Here is a 21943-nt window from a genome sequence, read left to right on the forward strand (position 1 = left end):
GGGAAAGAAACAATGAATTTAAGAGAAAAATACCAGATTCCACATGACAGTATTATCACGGTTGCAGGAACTGTCGGAGTTGGAAAGTCTACCATGACCAATGCATTGGCAAATGCACTTCATTTTAAAACATCATTGGAAAAAGTGGATGCCAACCCGTATTTGGAAAAATTCTATGCTGATTTTGAACGCTGGAGCTTCCATCTGCAGGTATATTTTTTAGCAGAACGCTTTAAGGAACAGAAGAAAATTTTTGAGTATGGCGGTGGCTTCGTCCAAGATCGTTCTATTTATGAAGACACAGGGATTTTTGCAAAAATGCATTATGAAAATGGTACAATGTCAAAAACTGACTATACAACCTATTCAAATCTATTTGAATCCATGGTAATGACTCCATATTTTCCACACCCGGATTTGCTTATTTATTTGGAAGGTTCATTTGATGAGGTTGTGGAGCGAATACAGGAAAGAGGACGTGAAATGGAAAAGGCTACACCGGTTTCTTATTGGGAAGAAATGTACCGTCGCTATGAAGATTGGATTAATAACTTCAATGCATGTCCGATTTTAAGAATTAATATTTCTGATTATGACTTAATGAATAAAGAAGCGTCGATTGAGCCGATTTTAGAGAAGGTTGGACATTTCATCCAGCACGGAAGGAAAAGAAGTGCGCGGGAATTGATATAGGAAGATGCAGGGTGTTCCGTATTTAATTGGAGCACCCTTTTAATGATTAGCAGTCTGGCACTTTTCCTATCATAGGTCTCCCTTCCTTAACCTCGTTCGAAAGGGGAAAGTAAGAAAATGTATAAATAGGAGAATGACCGCCAGGAAAATGATCCAATTCATTGGGATATCAAGTGTCACCCCAACGATGATGATTAATGGGGCAAGCAAAAATGTGAATACACTGTATTTTCCGCCTTTGGCATCATAATAGTTCTCTTTATTACAATAGGGACAGATCATACTTATCCGAAACAAATTTTTCAATGTCTCCAAATAACTCCATTGTTTTTTGCAATGTGTACATGCAGGCATCATAAACCTCTTATTCGTTCCGGCCTAATTCAATGGAACGTTCACGCGCGCTCTTCACGCATTCCATGATTGTTTTTTCAAAACCATACTTTTCCAATGTTTCAATACCGGCCGCTGTTGTCCCATTTGGGCTCATGATTTTTTCCCTTAAAACAGCTGCAGACGCACCAGGAGTTTTGAGCATTTCTCCTGCACCCACGATCGTTTGGACAATAAGCTCACTGGCCGTCTCCTTATCAAGTCCTACTTCAACAGCAGCCTTTTCCATCGACTCAACTAAATAATAGATATAGGCGGGTCCGCTTCCGGAAATACCTGTAATGGTGTGCATATCTGCTTCATCCACAATTGCTGTTGTGCCAATTGTATTAAATAGAGCCTCTGTTTGTTTTACATGCTCTTCGGTCGCATATTTACCTGCTGAAATAGCTGTTGCCGAGTACCCAATTGATGCGGAGGTATTTGGCATGGCCCGGGCGACTGGTGCCACATTTTCAAGTAATGTTGAAATATAATCAGTGGATACTCCGGCGATTATAGAAATAATTAACTGATTCGAAGAGATGTATGGTTTAATGGAATCCATTGATTTTTTTAGATCATAAGGTTTGGTAGCAAGAATGATAATGTCCTTATCCTGAATCACTTTTTCTTTATCTGTTGTTGCTTTTATTTGATATTTTCGTTGAATTTGCTCCAACCTGTCTCTATTGCTTTTATTCGTAACGGTAATCTGATCACTTGGCAATATTTCAGCCTTTATAATCCCTGATATGACAGCCTCTGCCATCGATCCAGCACCAATGAATGCAATTTTCTTGTTCATCTTGCCTACCTCCTTGTTTAGAAATCCTGTCTTGTCACCATGCTTTAGGCATGTGCCTTATGATTTGACTTATATAGTAGGAAAGTTAAACCTTCCCAACCTTTAAAAATGAAAAACTCTTTCCATCCTGTATGTTAAAAGGACGGAAAGAGTTTCCGCGGTACCACCTAAATTGGCATGCTCCTCCTCGGAGATGCCCATCTTCTATTGATAACACAGTTTGCTGCGGTTAGTTTTTACTAACGACTCCCAGGTAGGTTCGTACATGCCGGCTTCGATGGAACCTTTCAGCAGATGAATTCCACTCTCTTTCGAACAAACATTGTATTACTGGCCTGTTCATTGTCTTCTAATTTTTATCTTATTATGTTGTACTATATGGTTTTTATTCGATAATGTCAAGCTTGCTATGATGCCATTTTTCTATCTTTTCATTTCATATTTTATATAATGAAAAAGCAAACATCAATCATTTGAATCATTCCGTTCATAGAAATGGGTTGTATTATATATTTAGCTTATAAAATAGAAAAAACCGCTGCAGGTGCAACGGTTTTGTTATCTCCAATTTTATGCGCTAAATTATAAATGGAGGAGGTAGAGGGATTCGAACCCCCGCGCGGTTTGACCCGCCTTTCGGTTTTCAAGACCGACCCCTTCAGCCAGACTTGGGTATACCTCCGTGATGACGACAAGAATTAATATAACATGTGTAATTTTGATTGTCAATAATGTTTCTACATTTTTTTGCTACTTTTTATTCCAGGATCTTTTCACGAATTTTGTTGCTCCTATAATGTAGCAGTTGATATAAAATGCGACGTAACTTGAAATTATGGTTGGTGCGATTACATGCTTCGGAAAATACACTACGCTCGTAAGATGCTTTCCAACTTCATCAAGAGACTTATATTGCCAGATTATATAACAAACATTGCCATGCACCCTTGAGATGGTTGATTTTCGCTGCGGACCGTTGACTCCTGATCAGAACAGCACGTGTCTGAAGACCCCGCAGAGAAAAATATACTCACTTACTCGCTTATTATTATGATACATCTACTGTTTTTTTATTCTTTTCCATAAACAAATAAGAGAGAGGATAAATTGTCCTCTCTCTATTTTTACTTCAATACTTTCTTGCCACCCATGTATGGCTGTAATACTTCAGGAATCAACACTGATCCATCTTCCTGCTGATAATTCTCCAAAATTGCCGCAACGGTTCGGCCGATAGCAAGCCCGGATCCATTTAATGTATGAACAAATTCCGGTTTTCCTTTTGCATCTCTACGGAAACGGATGCCGGCACGTCTTGCCTGGAAATCTTCAAAGTTGGAGCAGGAAGAAATTTCACGATAGGTTTCCTGACTTGGAATCCAAACTTCAATATCGTATTTTTTTGCTGCAGTGAATCCTAAATCGCCTGTACACATGCTCATCACCCGATATGGTAATTTCAGCAATTGTAATACTTTTTCTGCATTCGCTGTTAAAGTTTCCAATGATTCATAAGAATCTTCGGGTTTTGCAAAATGAACAAGTTCTACTTTGTTAAATTGGTGCTGACGGATAAGCCCGCGAGTATCCCGCCCGGCAGATCCCGCTTCGGAACGGAAATTGGCACTATATGCAACATACTTTTTAGGTAAGTCTTCAGATGATAAGATTTCATCACGATGGTAGTTGGTTACAGGAACTTCCGCCGTTGGTATCATAAAATAATCCCAGTCCTCAAGTTTAAAAACATCTTCTGCGAATTTAGGCAGCTGACCAGTTCCAGTAAGACTAGCACGGTTTACAATCTGTGGTGGCATCATTTCGGTATAGCCATGTTCATCTGCATGCAGATCCATCATAAAGCTCATTAATGCACGTTCAAGCCGTGTACCAAGTCCTTTATAAAAGACAAAACGGCTTCCGGTTACCTTTCCTGCACGTTCGAAATCCAGGATATCAAGATTTACAGCAATATCCCAGTGCGGCTGTGCTTCATTGGGAAACTCCGGGATATTGCCCCATTTTCTTGCTTCCACGTTGTCATCCTCATCTTCTCCCACCGGTACACTTTCATGGGGAATATTCGGGATGGAAAGCATAATGTGTTCAAGCTGTTCTTCTTTCTCTTTCAGCTCTTTATCCAGTGCGGAAATCTTGTCCCCAACCTCACGCATTTCGTTAATTGCAGGTGTTGCATCCTTTTTCTCTTTCTTTAAAACGGAGATTTGCTTGGATGCTTCATTTCGTTTTGCTTTTAGTTTTTCCGTTTCTGCAATCAGATTCCGGCGTTTTTCATCAAGCTCTTCAAACCTGTCCAGTTCAGATAAATCTTCCCCCCGATGACTTAATTTTTCTTTTACTTCTTCAAGGTTATTGCGTAGAAATTTCATGTCCAACATGTGTAATTCCTCCTTATATTTATATATTAGAAAACCTGGCATTCACCAAGCGTTTAACGGCGAGTTCCTGCTGTACTTATGCAGTAAGAAGGTTTTATACCTTTGTATGAAATATTGGTTTCTTACTGCCAAAAAAAACTCCCGCCCCTACACTGTAGGGACGAGAGTATATTTTCCCGCGTTGCCACCCTTGTTGAAGAGATGAACTCTTCCGGCTCACAGCTTTTAACGGTGCTTCAACCGGGTTTACTTACTAGTGGAGGTGAAAAATCTCCACATTCAATAAACCAGTTCAAGGATGGATTCCCAGTACCCCAACATCGGTTCACACCTGCCACCGACTCTCTATAGAAGGATGTACTGTTACTACTTCCTATCGTAACTTTTCCTTTTTAATTATCTTATATCATAGCTAATTTCCCATCAGGATGCAAGTGTTTGTAATGATTGTTCCACCATACCAACAAAATATGCAATACATCGATTATCTTCTGTCAGCTCCGGATGGAATGCGGTACATAAATAATGCCCTTGTTTTGCTGCGACAACCCGTCCTTCATAGGATGCAAGAATCTCAACCTCCGGACCAGCTTCTGTCACATATGGTGCACGAATAAATACGGCATTGAAATCATCAGCTACGTTTGCAATTTCCATCGCTGCTTCAAAACTTGCAACCTGACGGCCAAACGCATTACGGGCCACTGTTATATCCATTAATCCAAGGTGAGCATTTTCCTGTCCCTCTATGGCATTTGCCATTAGAATGAGTCCGGCACATGTGCCAAATACAGGTTTCCCTTGCTTTCCAAAATTTTGGATTGCATCGAAGAAGTCATAGCTGTCAATCAGACGGCGCATTGTGGTACTTTCGCCACCGGGAAGAATCAATCCATCAATATCTTCAAGCTGTTCTTTACGTTTTACTTCGATTGCTTCAGCTCCGCTTTCTTCCACAGAACGGATATGTTCACGAATTGCACCCTGTAGAGCAAGTACACCAATCGTAGTCACAGGATACACCTCCTTTTATTCGCTTCGGTCCTGCATGCGATCTTCTGCAGAAATTGTACTCATTTCAAGTCCTTTCATAGCTGTACCAAGATCTTTGGAAAGCTCTGCAATTAATTTATAGTCTTGATAATGCGTAGTTGCTTCAACAATTGATTTAGCAAATTTTGCTGGGTTCGCTGATTTGAAGATTCCAGATCCAACGAAAACGCCATCTGCACCTAATTCCATCATTAGTGCTGCATCCGATGGTGTGGCAATACCACCTGCTGCAAAGTTAACAACAGGCAAGCGCCCTTCTTCACGTATCTCAAGCATTAAGTCATATGGTGCACCAATTTCTTTTGCATAAGTCATCACTTCATCTTTAGACATCGAAGAAAGCTTGCGAATCTCCGATTGTACCTCACGCATATGACGAACCGCTTCAACGATATTCCCAGTACCAGGTTCTCCCTTTGTACGGAGCATGGAAGCACCTTCACCGATTCTGCGGGTTGCTTCTCCCAAATTACGGCAGCCACAGACAAAAGGAACGGTATAAGCCGATTTATTCAAATGAAAAACATCATCTGCAGGTGTTAATACTTCACTTTCATCGATATAATCCACGCCCATTGATTCAAGGACGCGAGCTTCTACAACATGTCCGATACGTGCTTTTGCCATAACCGGAATGGATACGGCATTTAATACTTCCTCTGTTATTGTCGGATCAGCCATACGGGCAACTCCACCTGCTGCACGGATATCAGATGGAACACGTTCCAAAGCCATTACTGCTACTGCCCCAGCTTCTTCGGCTATTTTTGCCTGCTCGGCGTTAACAACATCCATAATTACGCCGCCTTTTTGCATTTCAGCCATGCCTCGTTTTACACGTTCTGTTCCTGTGTTTACCATATCTGTTTCCCCCTGTATTATGTTTTTTTATGAAAATAATCCTTTAATCCAGTCTACAGCTGTAGTAAATAAATTACTGAAAAAGTCACCAATGGCTCCTAATGTCAGCATAAACCAATTATCTTTCTCTACAGCCTCATCTGCCACTAATGTAACAGAATCACTGCTTTCAGAAAATATGTAGCCATAGTCCGTTTCACCATCATAGACAATCTCGGCTGTACCGAGCTGTTCACCCTGTTCAATTGGTGCAATTAATTCCCCATCTTCGTTTAACTTCTCTTCATCAAGGGTATATTGAAGCGAATACAGTTCTTCTTCTCCAGATTTGATCGGTATAGAAAAACCTTCAGCTATCGAAACATTTAGTTCATTTTCTTTCCCTTTTGCTACAGGAATTACAGATTCATTCTCTTTCTGATATCCGGCAGGGAACAGTTCCTCTGTTTGGAAATTATCATAACCATAATCCATCAGTTTAGCTGTTTCCTGGAAACGTTCTTCTTTGCTATTGGTTTTCATTACTACTGAAATCAGTCTCTGTCCATCACGTTCAGCTGTTCCGGTAAAGGTAAATCCGGCAAGTTCTGTGTTACCTGTTTTCAAACCATCCATGCCTTCATAGTGGAACTGCTCAAGGTATGTAGCTTCATGTGGAAGCATCCAATTTAAATTTTCGACAGTGTAATCTTCAAACTCTACTTCTGTCATACTGGAAATTTCCAATGCTTCCTCAAAATCATTTACTAAATGATAAGCGAGCAATGCTGATGATCTTGCTGATAATAAATTTGAACCATTCGGGTCAGTTCCTTCGGGGCGATTATCACCTAAGGAGGAGTTGTCCAATCCGCTCGAATTCACAAATTTATAATCCGTCAGATTCAGTTCTTCAGCTTTTGCATTCATCATCTCTACAAATGCTGTTTCCGATCCGGCAATTAGCTCTGCTAGTGCTATGGTTGTAGCATTATCGGAAAAAACAGCCATTGCTTCGTATAATTCCCGTACCGTATAATCCTTATCCTGCGTCAAACCCACACCGGAAAATAATGGATTTGCAGAAATACTGTAGGGATAATCACTGATTTGTGTCGTTGTATCCCAGCTTATTTCGCCTTCATCAATTGCTTCGAGGACCAAGTACTCTGTCATCATTTTTGTCATACTGGCCGGCGGAAGCTCTGCATCCGGGTTTTTTGCATATAATACTTTTCCTGTTTCTGCATCAACTAAAATAGCCGATTCAGCATTTAAACTTAATTCATCTTCTGCCTTGGCAGTAAAGGGCTGTGTAACTACCGATGTCATCATTACTAATGCAATCAGCAATAATGAAAAACTCGCTTTTCTATTGTATTTCAACTTTCCGTACCTCCACTGTATTTTAAACGTCTGTTTGCATCCTTACGATTAAATAAGTCGCACTTAATTATTTTACCACAGAAAAAAATAAAAAAATAGACGGGGAACCATCCCCATCTTATTTTTTTATAAAGCTGTGATTAGAATGTGTAATTTGGTGCCTCTTTCGTGACTTGAACATCATGCGGATGACTCTCACGCAGACCTGCGTTCGTAATTCGGATGAAGCGTGTATCATTGCGCAGGGCATCAATCGTTGCAGTACCGCAGTATCCCATTCCTGCACGTAAGCCACCGATAAGCTGGTGAATGGTATCTGCGAGTGGACCTTTATATGCAACCCTGCCTTCAATGCCTTCTGGAACAAGCTTTCTGTTATCAGAGGACTCCTGGAAGTAGCGATCTTTTGAACCGGATTTCATTGCACCAACAGAACCCATTCCCCGATATACTTTAAATTGTCTTCCCTGATAAATTTCCGTTTCTCCGGGACTTTCTGATACTCCTGCAAACATACTGCCAAGCATGACAGCATGTGCCCCGGAAGCAAGTGCCTTTACGATATCGCCGGAATATTTGATGCCACCATCTGCAATGACAGGGACATCATATTCAGCCGCTGCAACTGCACAGTCATGAACGGCAGTTATTTGCGGTACACCGACACCTGCCACGACTCGTGTTGTGCAAATTGATCCTGGCCCGATTCCAACTTTGACAACAGATGCTCCTGCTTCAATTAAAGCCCTCGTTGCTTCAGCGGTTGCGACATTTCCTGCGATAATATCCAGATCCGGATACACCTTTCTTACTTCTTTCAATTGCTCTAAAACACCTTTAGAATGCCCATGTGCTGTATCTATTACAATCACATCAACACCCGCATCGACAAGTTTTTCAATTCGTTTCATCGAATCCCCGGTAACGCCGACTGCTGCAGCAACGATTAACCTTCCCTGTGAATCTTTTGCAGCATTTGGAAATTCAATTGCTTTTTCAATATCCTTGATTGTAATTAGCCCTTTTAAAATGCCTTCATCATCCAAAAGTGGCAATTTTTCGATTTTATATTTCTGCAGAAGTTTTTCAGCCTCTTCTAAAGTCGTCCCTACTGGGGCTGTGACAAGATCCTCACTTGTCATTACTTCTGAAATCATAATCGAATAATCCTGAATGAAACGCAGATCACGATTCGTCAAAATACCTACTAATTTTTGTTCTTCGATTGTATTAACAATCGGCACACCTGAAATGCGGAATTTACCCATGAGGTGTTCAGCATCAAACACCTGATGCTCCGGAGTCAGGAAGAAAGGATTTGTGATAACACCACTTTCCGAACGTTTTACCTTGTCCACCTGTTCAGCTTGATCTTCAATCGACATATTTTTATGAATGACACCAAAGCCACCTTGGCGAGCCATCGAAATAGCCATCGGCGCTTCTGTTACTGTATCCATACCGGCACTGATGAAAGGTGCATTCAGTTTCAAGTTAACCGATAAATCTGTATGAAGCTGTACTTGGTTTGGCAATACCTCCGATTCAGCTGGCATCAACAATACATCATCAAATGTTAAACCTTCTTTTGCAAATTTATCTTCCCGCATTTTTATCCTCCTTTGAAATTAAATGTGTATGGAATCTATTTAATTGGTTATACTACGTAGGTACTACTATTTTCATTTACTTTACGTCATCAATAGATGTTTTTCAACCACATTGTAAAAGTAAAAATATTCAAATTTTTAAAATATTTAGCGGGGTGGGGGGTAAAGCATAATGAAGTTTCAGTCATTCGATGCTTTTTATACAAACCTGCAAAACTTGCAAACAAGCCAAAACTACTTAAAAAACTGTTATCGACTGCTACCAAACATAGATGCCGAGTCAAAGAGCTTTGAAAACAGTGCTACATTTATGTATTACCTTGAACATGGGCAGCTTTTTTTAAAAGAGGGGGAAGAGGTTGATGTCAGATTAAAGCCGATTTTGTATTTTTATGGAATGGTCCACCTGCTGAAGGCATGTTTATTAACAAGAAGGCCGGACTACCCAGAGTCGACTGCAATCCTGGCCCATGGCGTGACAGCCAGAAAGCGGAAGAAAAAGCAATACAGCTTTTTTTTGGATGAAGTGAAAATCCAACAAAACGGCTTATTCACCTATACCTACCAGCATTTATTCGCTTCTAAACATCCTCCGTTTACAAAAGTCAAAATGGATATCTTGCTTGAGTTAATTCCGGAAATGAATGATTTTTTCTTGTGGCAAAAAAAGGAGAAAAGTGTGGAAGTAGGGGAGGTTGGAAGAACAACATTAAACTTCCCTTTAGATCTATTGGACAGCTATCATTTAACGGAAAAGGCATTTATCAATCGTATCAGCCATTATTTACCACCTATCAAAAATACAGGAAAAACAAAAAAATACCTTGTTATAAAACTGGAAAAATCCATTGGCACATCATCCATAGGACCATTTTATTTCCATCTGCTAAAACAGAAAATTTACTTTCCATATGATCGGGGACATTTTGTTCAAATACCGGAAATCATGATTCACTATCTGCTGTTATATAACTTGAGCATGATTTCAAGATACGAAACCGAATATTGGGGAGAGCTGTTTTCCACAAAATACGGACAGGATTATTCCATCATCTTCCATTATTTAACAGTGGCAGCTGAGAAAATACCAATTCTGCTTGGTAACCTTTTAATAGAAAGGGCCTCATTATACTAATGAGGACCAGATTTTTATAGCGATAAAGCTTTAGTAATGCAGTAAGATAGTTTTATACTTTTGTATGAAAACAACTGTTATTAGCACGGAAAAAATTATTCAGTATAGCCCAAGATTATACTTTTTTCCGGTTGGCTCTTTTAATAAATCTTGTTGCTCTTAAACGTCGCATTTGATATAAAAGACGACGTAACTTTATCATGGTTTTGCTTTCTTCCATTCCTTTTGAACCCGAGTGCTATCACAATCGCTTCGGCAGAATACTTCGCTTTCCGCGGGCACGGCTTCAGCCTCCTCGCGGAAGATCGCCGCTGCGGGGTCTTACGTAAAGTGCTGTTCCCACAGGAGTCTGCGTATTCTGCCTACGCTGGGAGTGGTGTTCTGGTTATAGAAAGGATAAAGCTCATGGAATCTATAATTCATGGAGGCTTTCTCACTCAAATAGAAAGCTATTCTAAGCTGCTAAAAAAATGCGAGACTCCTACGGGAAAAGGAAAAGCTGAAGACCCCGCAGTGAGCGAATTAAAGAACATAGGCTAAGAACGCCCCGTCCTGGGGCAACGCCTATGTGACCAACATCGTGTTGGCCCGAGGCTGAAGCGTTCCCCGTGGAAAGCGAGTGTTTTTTAAGCAGCGCTGGAGTAGCACTCATTTTGTAAAGGATGAAAGGAAGTCACTGTTAGGTTACTTCGTCTTTTATATCTATTGTGTCAAAAGCAATATATCATTTCGTTCGATGGGACGAGTAACCACAGTCCCAATCTTTTAGAAAACAGCCTTCTGGATAAATTAGCTGTTTTCATTATAAAGTAATGGCATGCTATACGCCGCCATGTTGGTTTCTTAACTGCTAAAAAAATGCTTGTAGAAAACCGGAGGATCTCTACAAGCTGAGCCTCGTTATATTATAATGAGGCTCTCTTTACCATTGATTATTTTTATATTTACGGTAGTAATTCACCTGGCGAAGGAATAAATACAATTTTCGCTTTAGATTCCTGTCTTTTTTATAAAAGAGGGGGTTTCCCCAGTTTCCTTCTTTGATGAGACGTTTAACATCTTTTTGTACCGTTCCATCGTCTACAAATTTACGGAGCACAATTTTAGGTACAACCGTAAATAAATATTCTTTATCTATATAGGTGAGGGGCTTTTCTTTACCATAAATCACATCATCAACGATATACTCAGCCATGTTATGTCCAAGGGGCGTTACGTAATAGCTGGACCTTCCCTGGCGGATGTTTACCTCAAACACCTTGAATTTCCCATCACGTTCATCATATTTCAAATCGAAATTTGCAAAGCCTACATAACCGACTGCTTCTAGAAAATGCTGCAGTTTTTTCATCATTTCTTCGTTATAGCGTGAAATGACAGCTGTATAATTGCCAATCGCAGTAGCTGTATGTTCCTGCAGGACAACCTGTCCAAAGGTAACAAGTTGTGTTTCCCCTTTGGAATTTATATAGATGACAGAATCCCACATGTATGTATCATCACCTGGAATATAATCCTGGATGATAAGTTCATCTTGATAGCCGCTTTGTGTAATGGTATCAATAACCTCTTGAACCTCTTCTTTTGAGTTCACTCGATACACTTTCTTCTGTCCTGGGAAACTGTTCTTGTAATATTCAATGCCATTACTTGGCTTAATGATGACCGGATACATCATTTCCTGATCGAATGTTTCGTCTCCACTACAATCATAAAAATACGTGGTTGGTGTGTCAATGCCATATTCTGCACACAATTTATAGAAGTTCGATTTGTTCTGCAACTGATTCATTAACTTCTCCGTAATATAACTGAAAGTATAATATGCTTTCAGTTCTTTTTCATTTTCTATAATCAGACGAACATAGGCATCATTGGTACCTACCAAAAGCAGTTTTTTATTTTCTGATTTAAGCTTCTCGGCCACAGTGGTGAGAATCGGTACAAATTGACCATCATCAGCGAGCGCTGGATGAATTTCAATTTTTTCAATGACCGAACTTAAATTTGTGAAACCCATTTGCTGTTTACCGATTAAGATTGGCTTCACGCTATATTTTTCATGGAAAGAAATTGCCATATTATATGCATTTATGTCTGTTCCGATAATGACTGGAATAAAAGGTAGATTCTTCATGGTTCCTCCTGTGTGTCATGTTAGAAACTTATTATATCATTTATAGTCTTTTAATTAGAAGCATGAGGCGCTATTTTCCAACTTAAAAGTGATTTAGCTATACCAATCGATGTATCTTTACAGAGATAAAATGAAAATACATTCAGTGAGGACTTTTCTTCCTCACTGAATGTAACTTGACCTCACCGGAAGAGGTAAACCGGTTCATTGCCCATTTCACCTCCTCCGTGAGCAGTTTATGATGGCTCGCTCAAGGCGATCCATGCTGGTTTCTTAACTGCCCAGAACAAAGGGCTCATTCCCCCCATTATTCTTCGTCTGTTTCTGTCTCTACTGTACTATCCTCTGTATCTGTTGAATCAGCTTTTTCCATCGTTTCTTCCGTTTCTTCTTCATCGATTCTTGCTACGGTAGCTACTTCTTCATCATCCTGCAGACGAATTAAGCGTACTCCCATTGTATTTCTCCCCGTTTCGGAGATATCACTAACCGGGATACGAATTAATACACCTGCTACGGTAATCAGCATAAGGTCTTCTTTTCCAGAAACTGCCTTTACTGCAGCAACCTGGCCAGTTTTATCTGCCAATTTACAAGTGAAAATTCCTTTCCCGCCACGGTTTGTCCTGCGGTATTCTTCCTCTGGTGTCTGTTTTCCATAGCCTTTATCTGTCACATGAAGGATGTTCGATCCTTCTTCTAGAATCTCCATCGATATGACTTCATCTTCGCCTCTCAGTGAAATACCTTTTACACCCGCGGCTGTTCTTCCCATGGAACGGATTTGTGACTCTTCAAAACGGATAAGATAACCATTTTTCGTTGCAATCATCATATCTTTCGTTCCGTCAGTTAACCGTACAGAAATTAATTCATCTTCTTCACGCAGGCCAACAGCAATTAAACCACCCTTACGAATGTTTTTAAACTGCGTCAGTGATGTCCGTTTGGATATTCCGTGTCTAGTTGTAAAGAATAAATAATAATCTTCACTGAATTCGCTCACGGAGATGACTGCATTCACCCATTCACCCTTTTCCACTTGAAGCAGGTTAATGATTGGGATACCTTTTGCAGTTCGGCTGAATTCAGGTACTTCATAGCCCTTGGTTTTATATACCTTTCCTTTATTGGTGAAGAAAAGCATCGTGTCATGGGTAGAGGTTGATACAAGGTGTTCGACGAAATCATTTTCATTTGTACCCATTCCTTGAATACCGCGGCCTCCCCGTTTTTGTGCACGGTAGGTCGATGCCGGCAGACGTTTGATATAGCCCTGATGTGTAAGGGTGATGACAATATTTTCCTCAGGTATTAAATCTTCATCCTCGAAGAAGCCTGGGCCGCCAGCCATAATTTCTGTTCGGCGTTTGTCATTATATTTTTCCTTTAATTCCGTAAGCTCTTCCCGGATGATTTCTAATATTTTTTCCTCATCCGCTAAAATAGCCTTCAATTCATCAATAAGCTTTGCCAGTTCCGCGTATTCATCTTCAATTTTTTCACGTTCCAGACCGGTCAGTCGCTGTAAGCGCATATCCAGAATAGCCTGTGCCTGCTTTTCGGTAAACTCAAATCGTTCCATTAAACCTTCTCTGGCAATGTCAGTTGTTTTTGAATTACGGATCAAGGTAATTACCTCGTCCAGGTGATCCAGTGCAATCCGTAGTCCTTCCAGTATATGTGCACGTGCCTCTGCCCTACGTAACTCAAATTGCGTACGCCTTGTGATGATCACCTTTTGATGTTCTAGATAATGCTCCAGGCATTGTTTGAGTGTTAGGACTTTCGGCTCTCCGTCAACAAGTGCCAGTGTATTTACTCCAAAAGTGGTCTGCAGGGCCGTTTGTTTATATAAATTATTTAAAACCACATTTGCATTCGCATCACGGCGAAGTTCGATTACCACCCGCATTCCATTACGATCGGACTCATCACGTAAATCGCTAATACCTTCGATTCTTTTCTCACGGACATGATCTGCAATCTTCTCAACCAATCTAGCTTTATTCACCTGGTAAGGCAATTCAGTAACAAGAATTGTTTCCTTGCCATTTGCATCTTCCTCAATATTTACTTTCGCACGAATTGTGATGGAGCCCTTACCGGTTTCATAAGCCTTACGAATACCGCTTCTGCCAAGAATTTGTCCAGCTGTAGGGAAATCCGGGCCATGAATATAATCTTCCATCAGTTCATCAATAGTAATCTCCGGATTTTTGCTGACTGCAAGAACCCCATCAATGGTTTCCCCCAGATTATGTGGAGGGATATTTGTTGCCATACCAACGGCAATCCCAGACCCGCCATTCACAAGCAAATTCGGGAAGCGTGCAGGGAAGACAACCGGCTCGCGTTCTGCACCATCATAGTTATCCTGATAATCAATTGTATCCTTATTGATGTCACGTAATAATTCCATAGAAATCTTGGACATTCTTGCTTCGGTATAACGCATGGCAGCTGCCGAATCACCATCAACAGACCCGAAATTTCCATGTCCGTCCACAAGCATATAGCGGTAGCTGAAATCCTGTGCCATTCGGACCATTGTTTCATATACAGCGGAATCCCCGTGCGGGTGGTACTTACCAATTACTTCTCCAACAATACGGGCTGATTTTTTATATGCCTTATCAGAATGCATACCAAGGTCATTCATAGCATATAAAATACGGCGATGGACCGGCTTCATTCCGTCACGTACATCCGGTAATGCTCTTGAGACAATTACACTCATTGCATAATCGAGAAAAGATGTACGCATTTCTTTGCTAATATTGATTTCCTGAACGTTTGGACGTTGTTCCTCTGCCATTACAATTACCTCCTACCACTATTTACTTCAATAGTGATTTACCTTCAAAATTACAATTTCCGTGCAACATCTATTTTTAGATATCAAGATTCTTTACATATTGAGCATTTTCTTCGATGAATACCCGTCTTGGTTCCACTCTGTCGCCCATCAGCATATCAAAGACCTGATCCGCATCGATGGCATCAGCTAAATCGACCTGCAGCAATGTTCGGTTTTCCGGATTCATCGTCGTATCCCAAAGCTGTGTTGCATTCATTTCTCCCAGACCTTTATAACGCTGCAGACCTGGCTTTGGAGCTTTTGGAATTTCGCTTAAAATCCGTTCCATATCCCTGTCGTTAAATGCATAATAGGAAGCTTTCCCTTGTTTTATCTGATAAAGCGGCGGCTGTGCAATATAAATATAGCCGTGCTCAATTAATGGACGCATATAACGGTAGAAAAATGTTAATAATAATGTTCGTATATGAGCACCATCAACATCGGCATCTGTCATAATAATGACTTTGTGATAACGTGCCTTTGTAATATCAAAATCCTCGCCAATCCCTGTACCGAGTGCTGTAATCATTGCCCGCACTTCTTTATTGGAAAGGATTCTATCCAGGCGTGCTTTTTCTACATTCAAAATTTTACCACGTAATGGCAGGATTGCCTGAAAATGGCGATCCCGCCCGGTTTTAGCTGATCCACCTGCAGAATCACCCTCAACGATGTACAGTTCACTGATTTTCGCATCCCTTGAGGAACAATCAGCAAGTTTACCTGGAAGATTGGATACTTCCAGCGCACCTTTTCTTCGTGTTAATTCCCGTGCCTTTTTCGCAGCCATACGGGCGCGAGAGGCCATCAGTCCTTTTTCCACGATGATTTTACCGACAGTCGGATTCTCGTAAAGGAACTTGGAAAATGTTTCACTGAAAACAGAATCCGTAGCAGTGCGTACCTCACTGTTTCCGAGCTTAGTTTTTGTTTGTCCTTCAAACTGTGGATCCGGGTGCTTGATCGATACGATTGCGGTCATACCTTCACGTACGTCATCTCCAGAGAGATTCGGATCATTTTCTTTGAATAAATTATTTTTCCTTGCATAGTCATTAATTACTCTGGTTAGACCAGTTCTAAAGCCAAATTCATGTGTACCGCCTTCATAGGTATGGATATTATTGGCAAAGGAATACAGGTTGCTGGCAAAACCTTCGTTATATTGAATTGCAATTTCAATGGATATTCCCTGATTTTCACCTTCCGCATAGAAGGGGTCATGAAGGACTTCCTTTGTCCGATTAATATATTCCACATAGGAGCTGATTCCACCTTCATAATAATAGCTTACAGGCTCCTCATCTGTTCGTTTATCCTCGATGGAGATAGTGAGTCCTCGATTTAAAAAGGCCAGCTCACGCAAGCGCTGGGACAATATTTCAAAATCAAAGGTTGTCGATTCCGAAAAAATCTCCGAATCGGGGGTGAAATGTATTTCTGTTCCAGTAATATCAGTGTCTCCGACAGTTTCAATATCACCTTGAGGAACACCTTTTTCAAAACCTAAAAAGTAAATTTTGTTATCCCGGTGTACATATACCTCAAGACCGCTCGACAATGCATTAACAACTGAGGCACCAACACCGTGGAGCCCTCCGGAAACTTTATAGCCTCCGCCACCGAATTTACCTCCAGCGTGAAGGACAGTCATAATTACTTCCAGCGCTGGTTTCCCAGTTTTTTTCTGTATATCAACCGGAATTCCCCGACCATTATCCTTAACGGTTATGCTGTCGTCTTTTTCCATGATGACTTGAATATGATCGCAATATCCGGCCAGTGCCTCATCAATACTGTTATCGACGATTTCCCATACGAGATGGTGTAATCCTTTCTCACTCGTTGTACCAATGTACATCCCTGGTCGTTTACGGACAGCTTCAAGACCTTCAAGTACCTGAATCTGATCTGCGTCATATGCTTGGTTCTCCATGTTTTTGTCTTCCATTGACATAATTTCACCTTCATTTCTTCATACTAAGGGAACAAAATTTCCTAATCGAATTACTTTGATGCGATTTTGGTCCTTGCGTTTTTCTAATTTTATTCCGCTTCTTCTATCTCATCTGAAAAATCATCCAGTTTGCTGATTGTAGAAATCATGCTTGCACGTTTTTTTAATGTGGGTACAGATAGTGTACTGTAATAAATAAAATCTCTCGTAATCATGACAGATTTTGCATCCACAGTTGGTCCGACTACTTTTTTTTGCTTGGTCTGTTCCGTCATCATCTCCTCCATAATGGAAGAAGAGGATATTAACTGATAATCAACGATGGCAATAACATCCTGTGATCGAATAACATTATCATTCCCGATATGAATAAACATGCGTCTCAACCCCCTTAGGTCAGGTGACTACGTTTCCGTCTTTTATGCGAAATAATTCTGCTTGTTTCAACGTCTCATGATTGATACCATCCACACTTGTCGTAGATACAAAGGTTTGAACTTTCCCCTGAATCGTATTTAATAAATGGGATTGTCTGAAATTATCCAACTCACTTAATACATCATCAAGCAACAAAATTGGATATTCTCCGATTTCATTATAAATGAGCTCTATTTCTGCCAGTTTCACAGATAAAGCAGTGGTACGCTGCTGCCCTTGTGAACCGTAGACCTGAATGTCTTTTTGGTTAACATAAAAAATCAAGTCATCCCGATGTGGGCCAATCAGTGTCGTACCACGTTCTATTTCTTTTTCCTCTATTTCATTAAACCTATTTAGGTAGATTGTTTCTATTTTCTCCTTATTTGCCTCTTCTGATACCTCAATCGTGGGATTATACTTGATTTCAAGCTTTTCCAGCTCACGGGTAATCCCATAATGAATTGGAGAGGCCCATTTTCTTAGCAATTCCAAAAAAACAAACCGCCTCTCCAATAAGGACGCGGCATGTTCCGTTAACTGGTCTGTTATGACATGTAACAGACTTCTGTCCTGTATCTCCCTGCGTTGCATCTGCTTTAATAGATGGTTTCGCTGTTTTAATACTTTTTGATACTGTCCCAAATGATAAATATACCGCGGCTGAATCTGCCCCAGTTCCATATCGATAAATCGTCTGCGTGTTTGTGGTGGACCTTTGACTAGTGTTAGATCCTCCGGGGCAAACATGACAACATTCATTGCACCAATATAATCACTCAGGCGTCTTTGCTCAATCCGGTTCAGCTTGGCTTTTTTCCCTTTAGCAGAAACAATGAATTCAAGCGGAAAGGATTGATTTCTCTTTGTGACTCTACCTTCTATTTTAGCATAATCCTTTTCCCAATGAATCAATTCTTTTTCATGGGTCGTACGATGTGATTTGGTTAAAGCAAGTACATGGATTGCCTCCATCAGATTAGTTTTGCCCTGTGCATTTTCGCCGATAATGACATTAATCTTATCATCAAAGGAAATATCAAGTTCCTGATAGTTTCGATAGTTTTTTAGTTTAAGCTGTTCAATATGCATGCATTAATCCTCTTTTTTGACAATATAGGATCCGATGCCTTCCACTTTCACTATATCCCCCGGGTAAAGCTTTCTTCCACGGCGGTGTTCCAATTCATCATTTACCAGCACACCTTCGTCCTGCAAAAATGCCTTAACCATCCCTCCGGATTCAAGGATATTTGCAAGCTTTATAAATTGTCCTAATTGAATGTAATCTGTATTTATTTCAATTTGTTCTTGCAATTTTTTCACCAAATTTCATTCGATATTTACGTGCATTGTTCTTAAAAATGCTTCTATACCTATTTTACTAAAGTTTTGGCATAAAGCAAAGGAATCCCCCATAATTATGAGAAAAACGCTTATTTAAGCTTAAAATGGCTTCTATAGGGTTGAAAAAGCTCTTATCTTTATCTGATAAGAGCTTTTCTTACTTTTTAATACGTTCGTACTGGCAGAATCAATTGGAGAATGGGATCTTGATTTGCCGGACGAATAATAAATGGGCGCATGGCACCGGTGAATTCTATTTTCACTTCTTCATATTCAATAGCTCTCAGTGCTTCTATCATGTACTTTGCACTGAAGGAGATTTTCAATTCCTCTCCTTCGATAGATGAAACAGCAATTTCCTCAGTCACTGTACCAACCTCCGGCGAATTACTTGTAATCTCAACCAATTCGCCTGCTATTGTCGTTAAACGGACCACATTATTACGTTCTTCTTTTGCGAGAAGGGACGCACGGTCAATAGTACTCAGTAAATCCTTCGTTTTTACATGCAACACAGTTTTGCTTTGTTCCGGGATGAGACGTGATGTTTCCGGGTAATTTCCGTCAAGCAGGCGGGAAAGGAAATTCAGATGTTTTGTGCGGAATAAGATCTGGTTATTGGTTACACTTATTTCAACCGCTTCTTCTGTATCATCAAGAATTTTGTTTAATTCACTCAAACTCTTTCCAGGTACAACAATACTAGGAAAATTTGTATTTGCTTCTTTTACCGGTATCTCACGAGCTGCCAGGCGGTGACTGTCTGTTGCTGTTAAAGATAACGTATTATCTTCCAGTATAAGTTTGACCCCTGTTAAAATAGGTCGGGTTTCCATGGTTGAAACGGCAAAAACGGTTTGTTTGATCATACTTTTCAATAGATCTGTAGGCATTTCAAAACTATCATCCGTTTGCAGTTTAGGCAGATGTGGATATTCTTCTGCATCTTGACCATTTAGATTAAATTCCGCTTTTCCGGAACGAATTGTTATTTTTAAATTTTCATCAGCTTCTATTTCTACTGTTTTTTCTGGAAGTTTACGAACAATGTCAGGAAAGTATTTTGCTTGCAGTACAATACTTCCTTCTTCAATTTGCTCCACATTTACATTTCCATCTTCTTCAGCTGGTATATAAGATTCAATGGAAATATCCGAATCACTTCCTGTTAATGTTAATCCATGCTGCTTTGCTTCAATTTTCATTCCCGTCAATATTGGAATTACAGTTCTGGATGAGATAGCTTTCATTACATCCTGGACACTTGCAATTAATTGATCACGTCTAACAATAAATTTCATGAAATAAATCCTCCTAATGGAAGTTCTTATATATTTATTTTTTAATAATAATACAGTAATAACAGTAATAGGGGCTGTTACTATGTGGATAAGTGAGTTTTATACCATTTAACCCAAAGTTATCCACTGTGGACAAATTGTTCATAAGTGCGTAACGTTCTTCACACTGTACACAAGTGGATAACCATCAAAAGGTTTTTAATTGTTCTTTTAGTTCTTCGATTTCTCTGTTTAGGGCAGTATCATTTTCCAGCAACTTGGCTATTTTTTCGTGCGCATGAATGACAGTAGTATGGTCACGTCCGCCAAATTCCTCACCTATTTTTGGTAATGAAAAGTCAGTGAGCTCCCTGGAAAGATACATAGCGATCTGTCTCGGGAAAGCGATGGATTTCGTACGTTTTTTCGCGATGAAATCTTCCAGACGAACATTGTATTTTTCCCCTACTGATTCCTGTATCCCTGCAATCGTAATGACTTTTGGTGTACTGCTTGGAATAATATCCTTTAATGCATCTGCTGCAAGGGAGGCATCTATATCCTGATTAACGAGAGAAGAGTAGGCAACAACGCGTATTAATGCACCCTCAAGTTCACGAATATTTGTATCAATCTGATTGGCAATATAGAGCATTACCTCATTTGGAATGTCCAGTCCTTCCGCTTTTGCCTTTTTCGTAAGGATGGCAATCCTCGTTTCCAAGTCTGGTGGGGTAATATCGGTAATTAGCCCCCATTCAAAACGTGAGCGCAAACGATCTTCCAATGTCGGGATTTCTTTTGGTGGCCGATCACTGGATATGATAATCTGCTTGCTTTCTTCATGTAGTGTATTAAATGTATGGAAAAATTCTTCCTGGGTTGATTCTTTCCCGGCTATAAATTGAATATCATCAATTAAGAGGACATCAACATTGCGGTATTTGTTTCGGAAATTAATCGTTTTGTTATCCATAATTGCATTAATGAACTCATTAGTGAATTTTTCAGAAGTCATATAGACCACTTTTGCGTCAGGGTTATGCTCCCTTACATAATGTCCGACAGCATGCATTAAATGTGTTTTACCTAATCCGACACCACCATAAATAAAAAGCGGATTATAAGCTTTAGCGGGGGCTTCAGCAACAGCCAGGGACGCAGCATGTGCGAAACGGTTCCCCGCACCAATGACAAATGTGTCAAAAGTATATTTTGAATTCAGCATGGACTTTGGCCCATCTCCATTAGGCGAGCCATTCGATTTTGGCTTTGGTGTGGGATCCATCTCATCCAGCTGTGGAGCAGAGTCCGGAACAATAAATTTTGTATTCAGTCGTGTACCGGTAATTTCCTCGAGAATATCTGAGATGAGGTCTGTATATTGATTTTCAAGCCAATCCCTAGCAAATTCATTTGGTGCAGAAATGATTAGAACATTTTCTTTCAGATCTTCTGCTTTTGTGTTTTTCAACCATGTATCAAAACTTGGTTTACTGATTTTCTCCTCGATTTTTTCCAATGTAGCTACCCATAGATCATCGACATTTTCCAAACTGATTTCACTCCTTTCGAACATTAATGACAGAAAAAGCCTCTCTCAGATCTCTATGAAATGGAAAGGCAAATGAGATTCTTAGAAAACT

Annotated in this window: 17 protein-coding genes, 1 tRNA gene and 1 other annotated feature; of the genes, 2 read left to right on the forward strand and 16 right to left on the reverse strand. The window is 40.1% G+C overall.

Going from position 1 to position 21943, the window contains the following annotated elements; all coding sequences use genetic code 11:
- Positions 1-12: 12 nt before the first annotated feature.
- Positions 13-693, forward strand: a complete 681-nt coding sequence (locus ACZ427_RS17435; protein WP_461178038.1) for a deoxynucleoside kinase — start codon at positions 13-15, stop codon at positions 691-693.
- Positions 694-762: 69 nt separating this feature from the next.
- Here ACZ427_RS17435 and ACZ427_RS17440 read toward each other — a convergent pair whose 3' ends face one another.
- The 8 genes from ACZ427_RS17440 to guaB all read right to left on the reverse strand — a co-directional run bounded on the left by ACZ427_RS17440 (position 763) and on the right by guaB (position 9161).
- On the reverse strand, positions 763-1050 hold the full coding sequence (locus tag ACZ427_RS17440) for a TIGR04104 family putative zinc finger protein (RefSeq protein WP_464883470.1): 288 nt from the start codon (positions 1048-1050) through the stop codon (positions 763-765).
- A gap of 7 nt (positions 1051-1057) precedes the next feature.
- A complete protein-coding gene (proC, locus tag ACZ427_RS17445; RefSeq protein ID WP_461178036.1) occupies positions 1058-1873 on the reverse strand; it encodes a pyrroline-5-carboxylate reductase in 816 nt (271 codons plus the stop codon).
- A 589-nt stretch (positions 1874-2462) separates the two neighbouring features.
- Positions 2463-2555: transfer RNA gene (locus ACZ427_RS17450), tRNA-Ser, on the reverse strand.
- 442 nt (positions 2556-2997) lie between these two features.
- Positions 2998-4272 (reverse strand): serine--tRNA ligase, encoded by a 1275-nt coding sequence (gene serS, locus ACZ427_RS17455; protein ID WP_461178035.1) that lies wholly within the window; start codon positions 4270-4272, stop codon positions 2998-3000.
- Between the two features lie 153 nt (positions 4273-4425).
- Positions 4426-4661 (reverse strand) — a binding site (T-box leader).
- A gap of 34 nt (positions 4662-4695) precedes the next feature.
- The gene (gene pdxT / locus ACZ427_RS17460; protein ID WP_461178034.1) at positions 4696-5286 is read right to left on the reverse strand and encodes a pyridoxal 5'-phosphate synthase glutaminase subunit PdxT; all 591 of its coding nucleotides are present in this window, start codon (positions 5284-5286) and stop codon (positions 4696-4698) included.
- Positions 5287-5301: 15 nt separating this feature from the next.
- On the reverse strand, positions 5302-6186 hold the full coding sequence (gene pdxS, locus ACZ427_RS17465; RefSeq protein WP_461178033.1) for a pyridoxal 5'-phosphate synthase lyase subunit PdxS: 885 nt from the start codon (positions 6184-6186) through the stop codon (positions 5302-5304).
- 27 nt (positions 6187-6213) lie between these two features.
- The gene (locus ACZ427_RS17470) at positions 6214-7551 is read right to left on the reverse strand and encodes a serine hydrolase (protein ID WP_461178032.1); all 1338 of its coding nucleotides are present in this window, start codon (positions 7549-7551) and stop codon (positions 6214-6216) included.
- Between the two features lie 140 nt (positions 7552-7691).
- A complete protein-coding gene (gene guaB / locus ACZ427_RS17475) occupies positions 7692-9161 on the reverse strand; it encodes an IMP dehydrogenase (protein ID WP_461178031.1) in 1470 nt (489 codons plus the stop codon).
- A 172-nt stretch (positions 9162-9333) separates the two neighbouring features.
- Here guaB and ACZ427_RS17480 point away from each other — a divergent pair, with 172 nt between their 5' ends.
- Positions 9334-10296 carry a YaaC family protein gene (locus tag ACZ427_RS17480; RefSeq protein WP_461178030.1) on the forward strand — a complete coding sequence of 321 codons (963 nt, stop codon included), beginning with the start codon at positions 9334-9336 and terminating at the stop codon, positions 10294-10296.
- Positions 10297-11218: 922 nt separating this feature from the next.
- On the opposite strand, the gene ACZ427_RS17485 is transcribed toward ACZ427_RS17480, so the two are convergent.
- From ACZ427_RS17485 to dnaA, 8 genes are all read right to left on the reverse strand, one after another.
- Complete coding sequence (locus ACZ427_RS17485; RefSeq protein ID WP_461178029.1) at positions 11219-12433, reverse strand: carboxylate--amine ligase; 1215 nt, start codon at positions 12431-12433, stop codon at positions 11219-11221.
- A gap of 307 nt (positions 12434-12740) precedes the next feature.
- Complete coding sequence (gyrA, locus tag ACZ427_RS17490) at positions 12741-15251, reverse strand: DNA gyrase subunit A (protein WP_461178028.1); 2511 nt, start codon at positions 15249-15251, stop codon at positions 12741-12743.
- A gap of 76 nt (positions 15252-15327) precedes the next feature.
- Entirely contained in the window at positions 15328-17253 is a 1926-nt protein-coding gene (gene gyrB, locus ACZ427_RS17495; RefSeq protein ID WP_461178027.1) for a DNA topoisomerase (ATP-hydrolyzing) subunit B, read from the reverse strand.
- Positions 17254-17342: 89 nt separating this feature from the next.
- Complete coding sequence (gene remB / locus ACZ427_RS17500; protein WP_461178026.1) at positions 17343-17630, reverse strand: extracellular matrix regulator RemB; 288 nt, start codon at positions 17628-17630, stop codon at positions 17343-17345.
- 19 nt (positions 17631-17649) lie between these two features.
- On the reverse strand, positions 17650-18762 hold the full coding sequence (gene recF, locus ACZ427_RS17505; RefSeq protein WP_461178025.1) for a DNA replication/repair protein RecF: 1113 nt from the start codon (positions 18760-18762) through the stop codon (positions 17650-17652).
- Between the two features lie 3 nt (positions 18763-18765).
- Positions 18766-18987 (reverse strand): S4 domain-containing protein YaaA, encoded by a 222-nt coding sequence (gene yaaA / locus ACZ427_RS17510; RefSeq protein ID WP_461178120.1) that lies wholly within the window; start codon positions 18985-18987, stop codon positions 18766-18768.
- A 194-nt stretch (positions 18988-19181) separates the two neighbouring features.
- Positions 19182-20318, reverse strand: coding sequence for a DNA polymerase III subunit beta (gene dnaN / locus ACZ427_RS17515; RefSeq protein WP_461178024.1), 1137 nt, complete (start codon positions 20316-20318; stop codon positions 19182-19184).
- 187 nt (positions 20319-20505) lie between these two features.
- On the reverse strand, positions 20506-21852 hold the full coding sequence (gene dnaA, locus ACZ427_RS17520) for a chromosomal replication initiator protein DnaA (protein ID WP_461178023.1): 1347 nt from the start codon (positions 21850-21852) through the stop codon (positions 20506-20508).
- Positions 21853-21943: the final 91 nt, after the last annotated feature.

This window comes from Virgibacillus ainsalahensis (genome assembly GCF_055380755.1).

Bases quoted from the DNA above. Each gene is read 5' to 3' on its own strand.
- ACZ427_RS17435 (WP_461178038.1), top strand. From the start codon at position 13: ATGAATTTAAGAGAAAAATACCAGATTCCACATGACAGTATTATCACG.
- ACZ427_RS17440 (WP_464883470.1), bottom strand. From the start codon at position 1,050: ATGATGCCTGCATGTACACATTGCAAAAAACAATGGAGTTATTTGGAG.
- proC (WP_461178036.1), bottom strand. From the start codon at position 1,873: ATGAACAAGAAAATTGCATTCATTGGTGCTGGATCGATGGCAGAGGCT.
- serS (WP_461178035.1), bottom strand. From the start codon at position 4,272: ATGTTGGACATGAAATTTCTACGCAATAACCTTGAAGAAGTAAAAGAA.
- pdxS (WP_461178033.1), bottom strand. From the start codon at position 6,186: ATGGTAAACACAGGAACAGAACGTGTAAAACGAGGCATGGCTGAAATG.
- guaB (WP_461178031.1), bottom strand. From the start codon at position 9,161: ATGCGGGAAGATAAATTTGCAAAAGAAGGTTTAACATTTGATGATGTA.
- ACZ427_RS17480 (WP_461178030.1), top strand. From the start codon at position 9,334: ATGAAGTTTCAGTCATTCGATGCTTTTTATACAAACCTGCAAAACTTG.
- ACZ427_RS17485 (WP_461178029.1), bottom strand. From the start codon at position 12,433: ATGAAGAATCTACCTTTTATTCCAGTCATTATCGGAACAGACATAAAT.
- gyrA (WP_461178028.1), bottom strand. From the start codon at position 15,251: ATGGCAGAGGAACAACGTCCAAACGTTCAGGAAATCAATATTAGCAAA.
- gyrB (WP_461178027.1), bottom strand. From the start codon at position 17,253: ATGTCAATGGAAGACAAAAACATGGAGAACCAAGCATATGACGCAGAT.
- remB (WP_461178026.1), bottom strand. From the start codon at position 17,630: ATGTTTATTCATATCGGGAATGATAATGTTATTCGATCACAGGATGTT.
- recF (WP_461178025.1), bottom strand. From the start codon at position 18,762: ATGCATATTGAACAGCTTAAACTAAAAAACTATCGAAACTATCAGGAA.
- dnaN (WP_461178024.1), bottom strand. From the start codon at position 20,318: ATGAAATTTATTGTTAGACGTGATCAATTAATTGCAAGTGTCCAGGAT.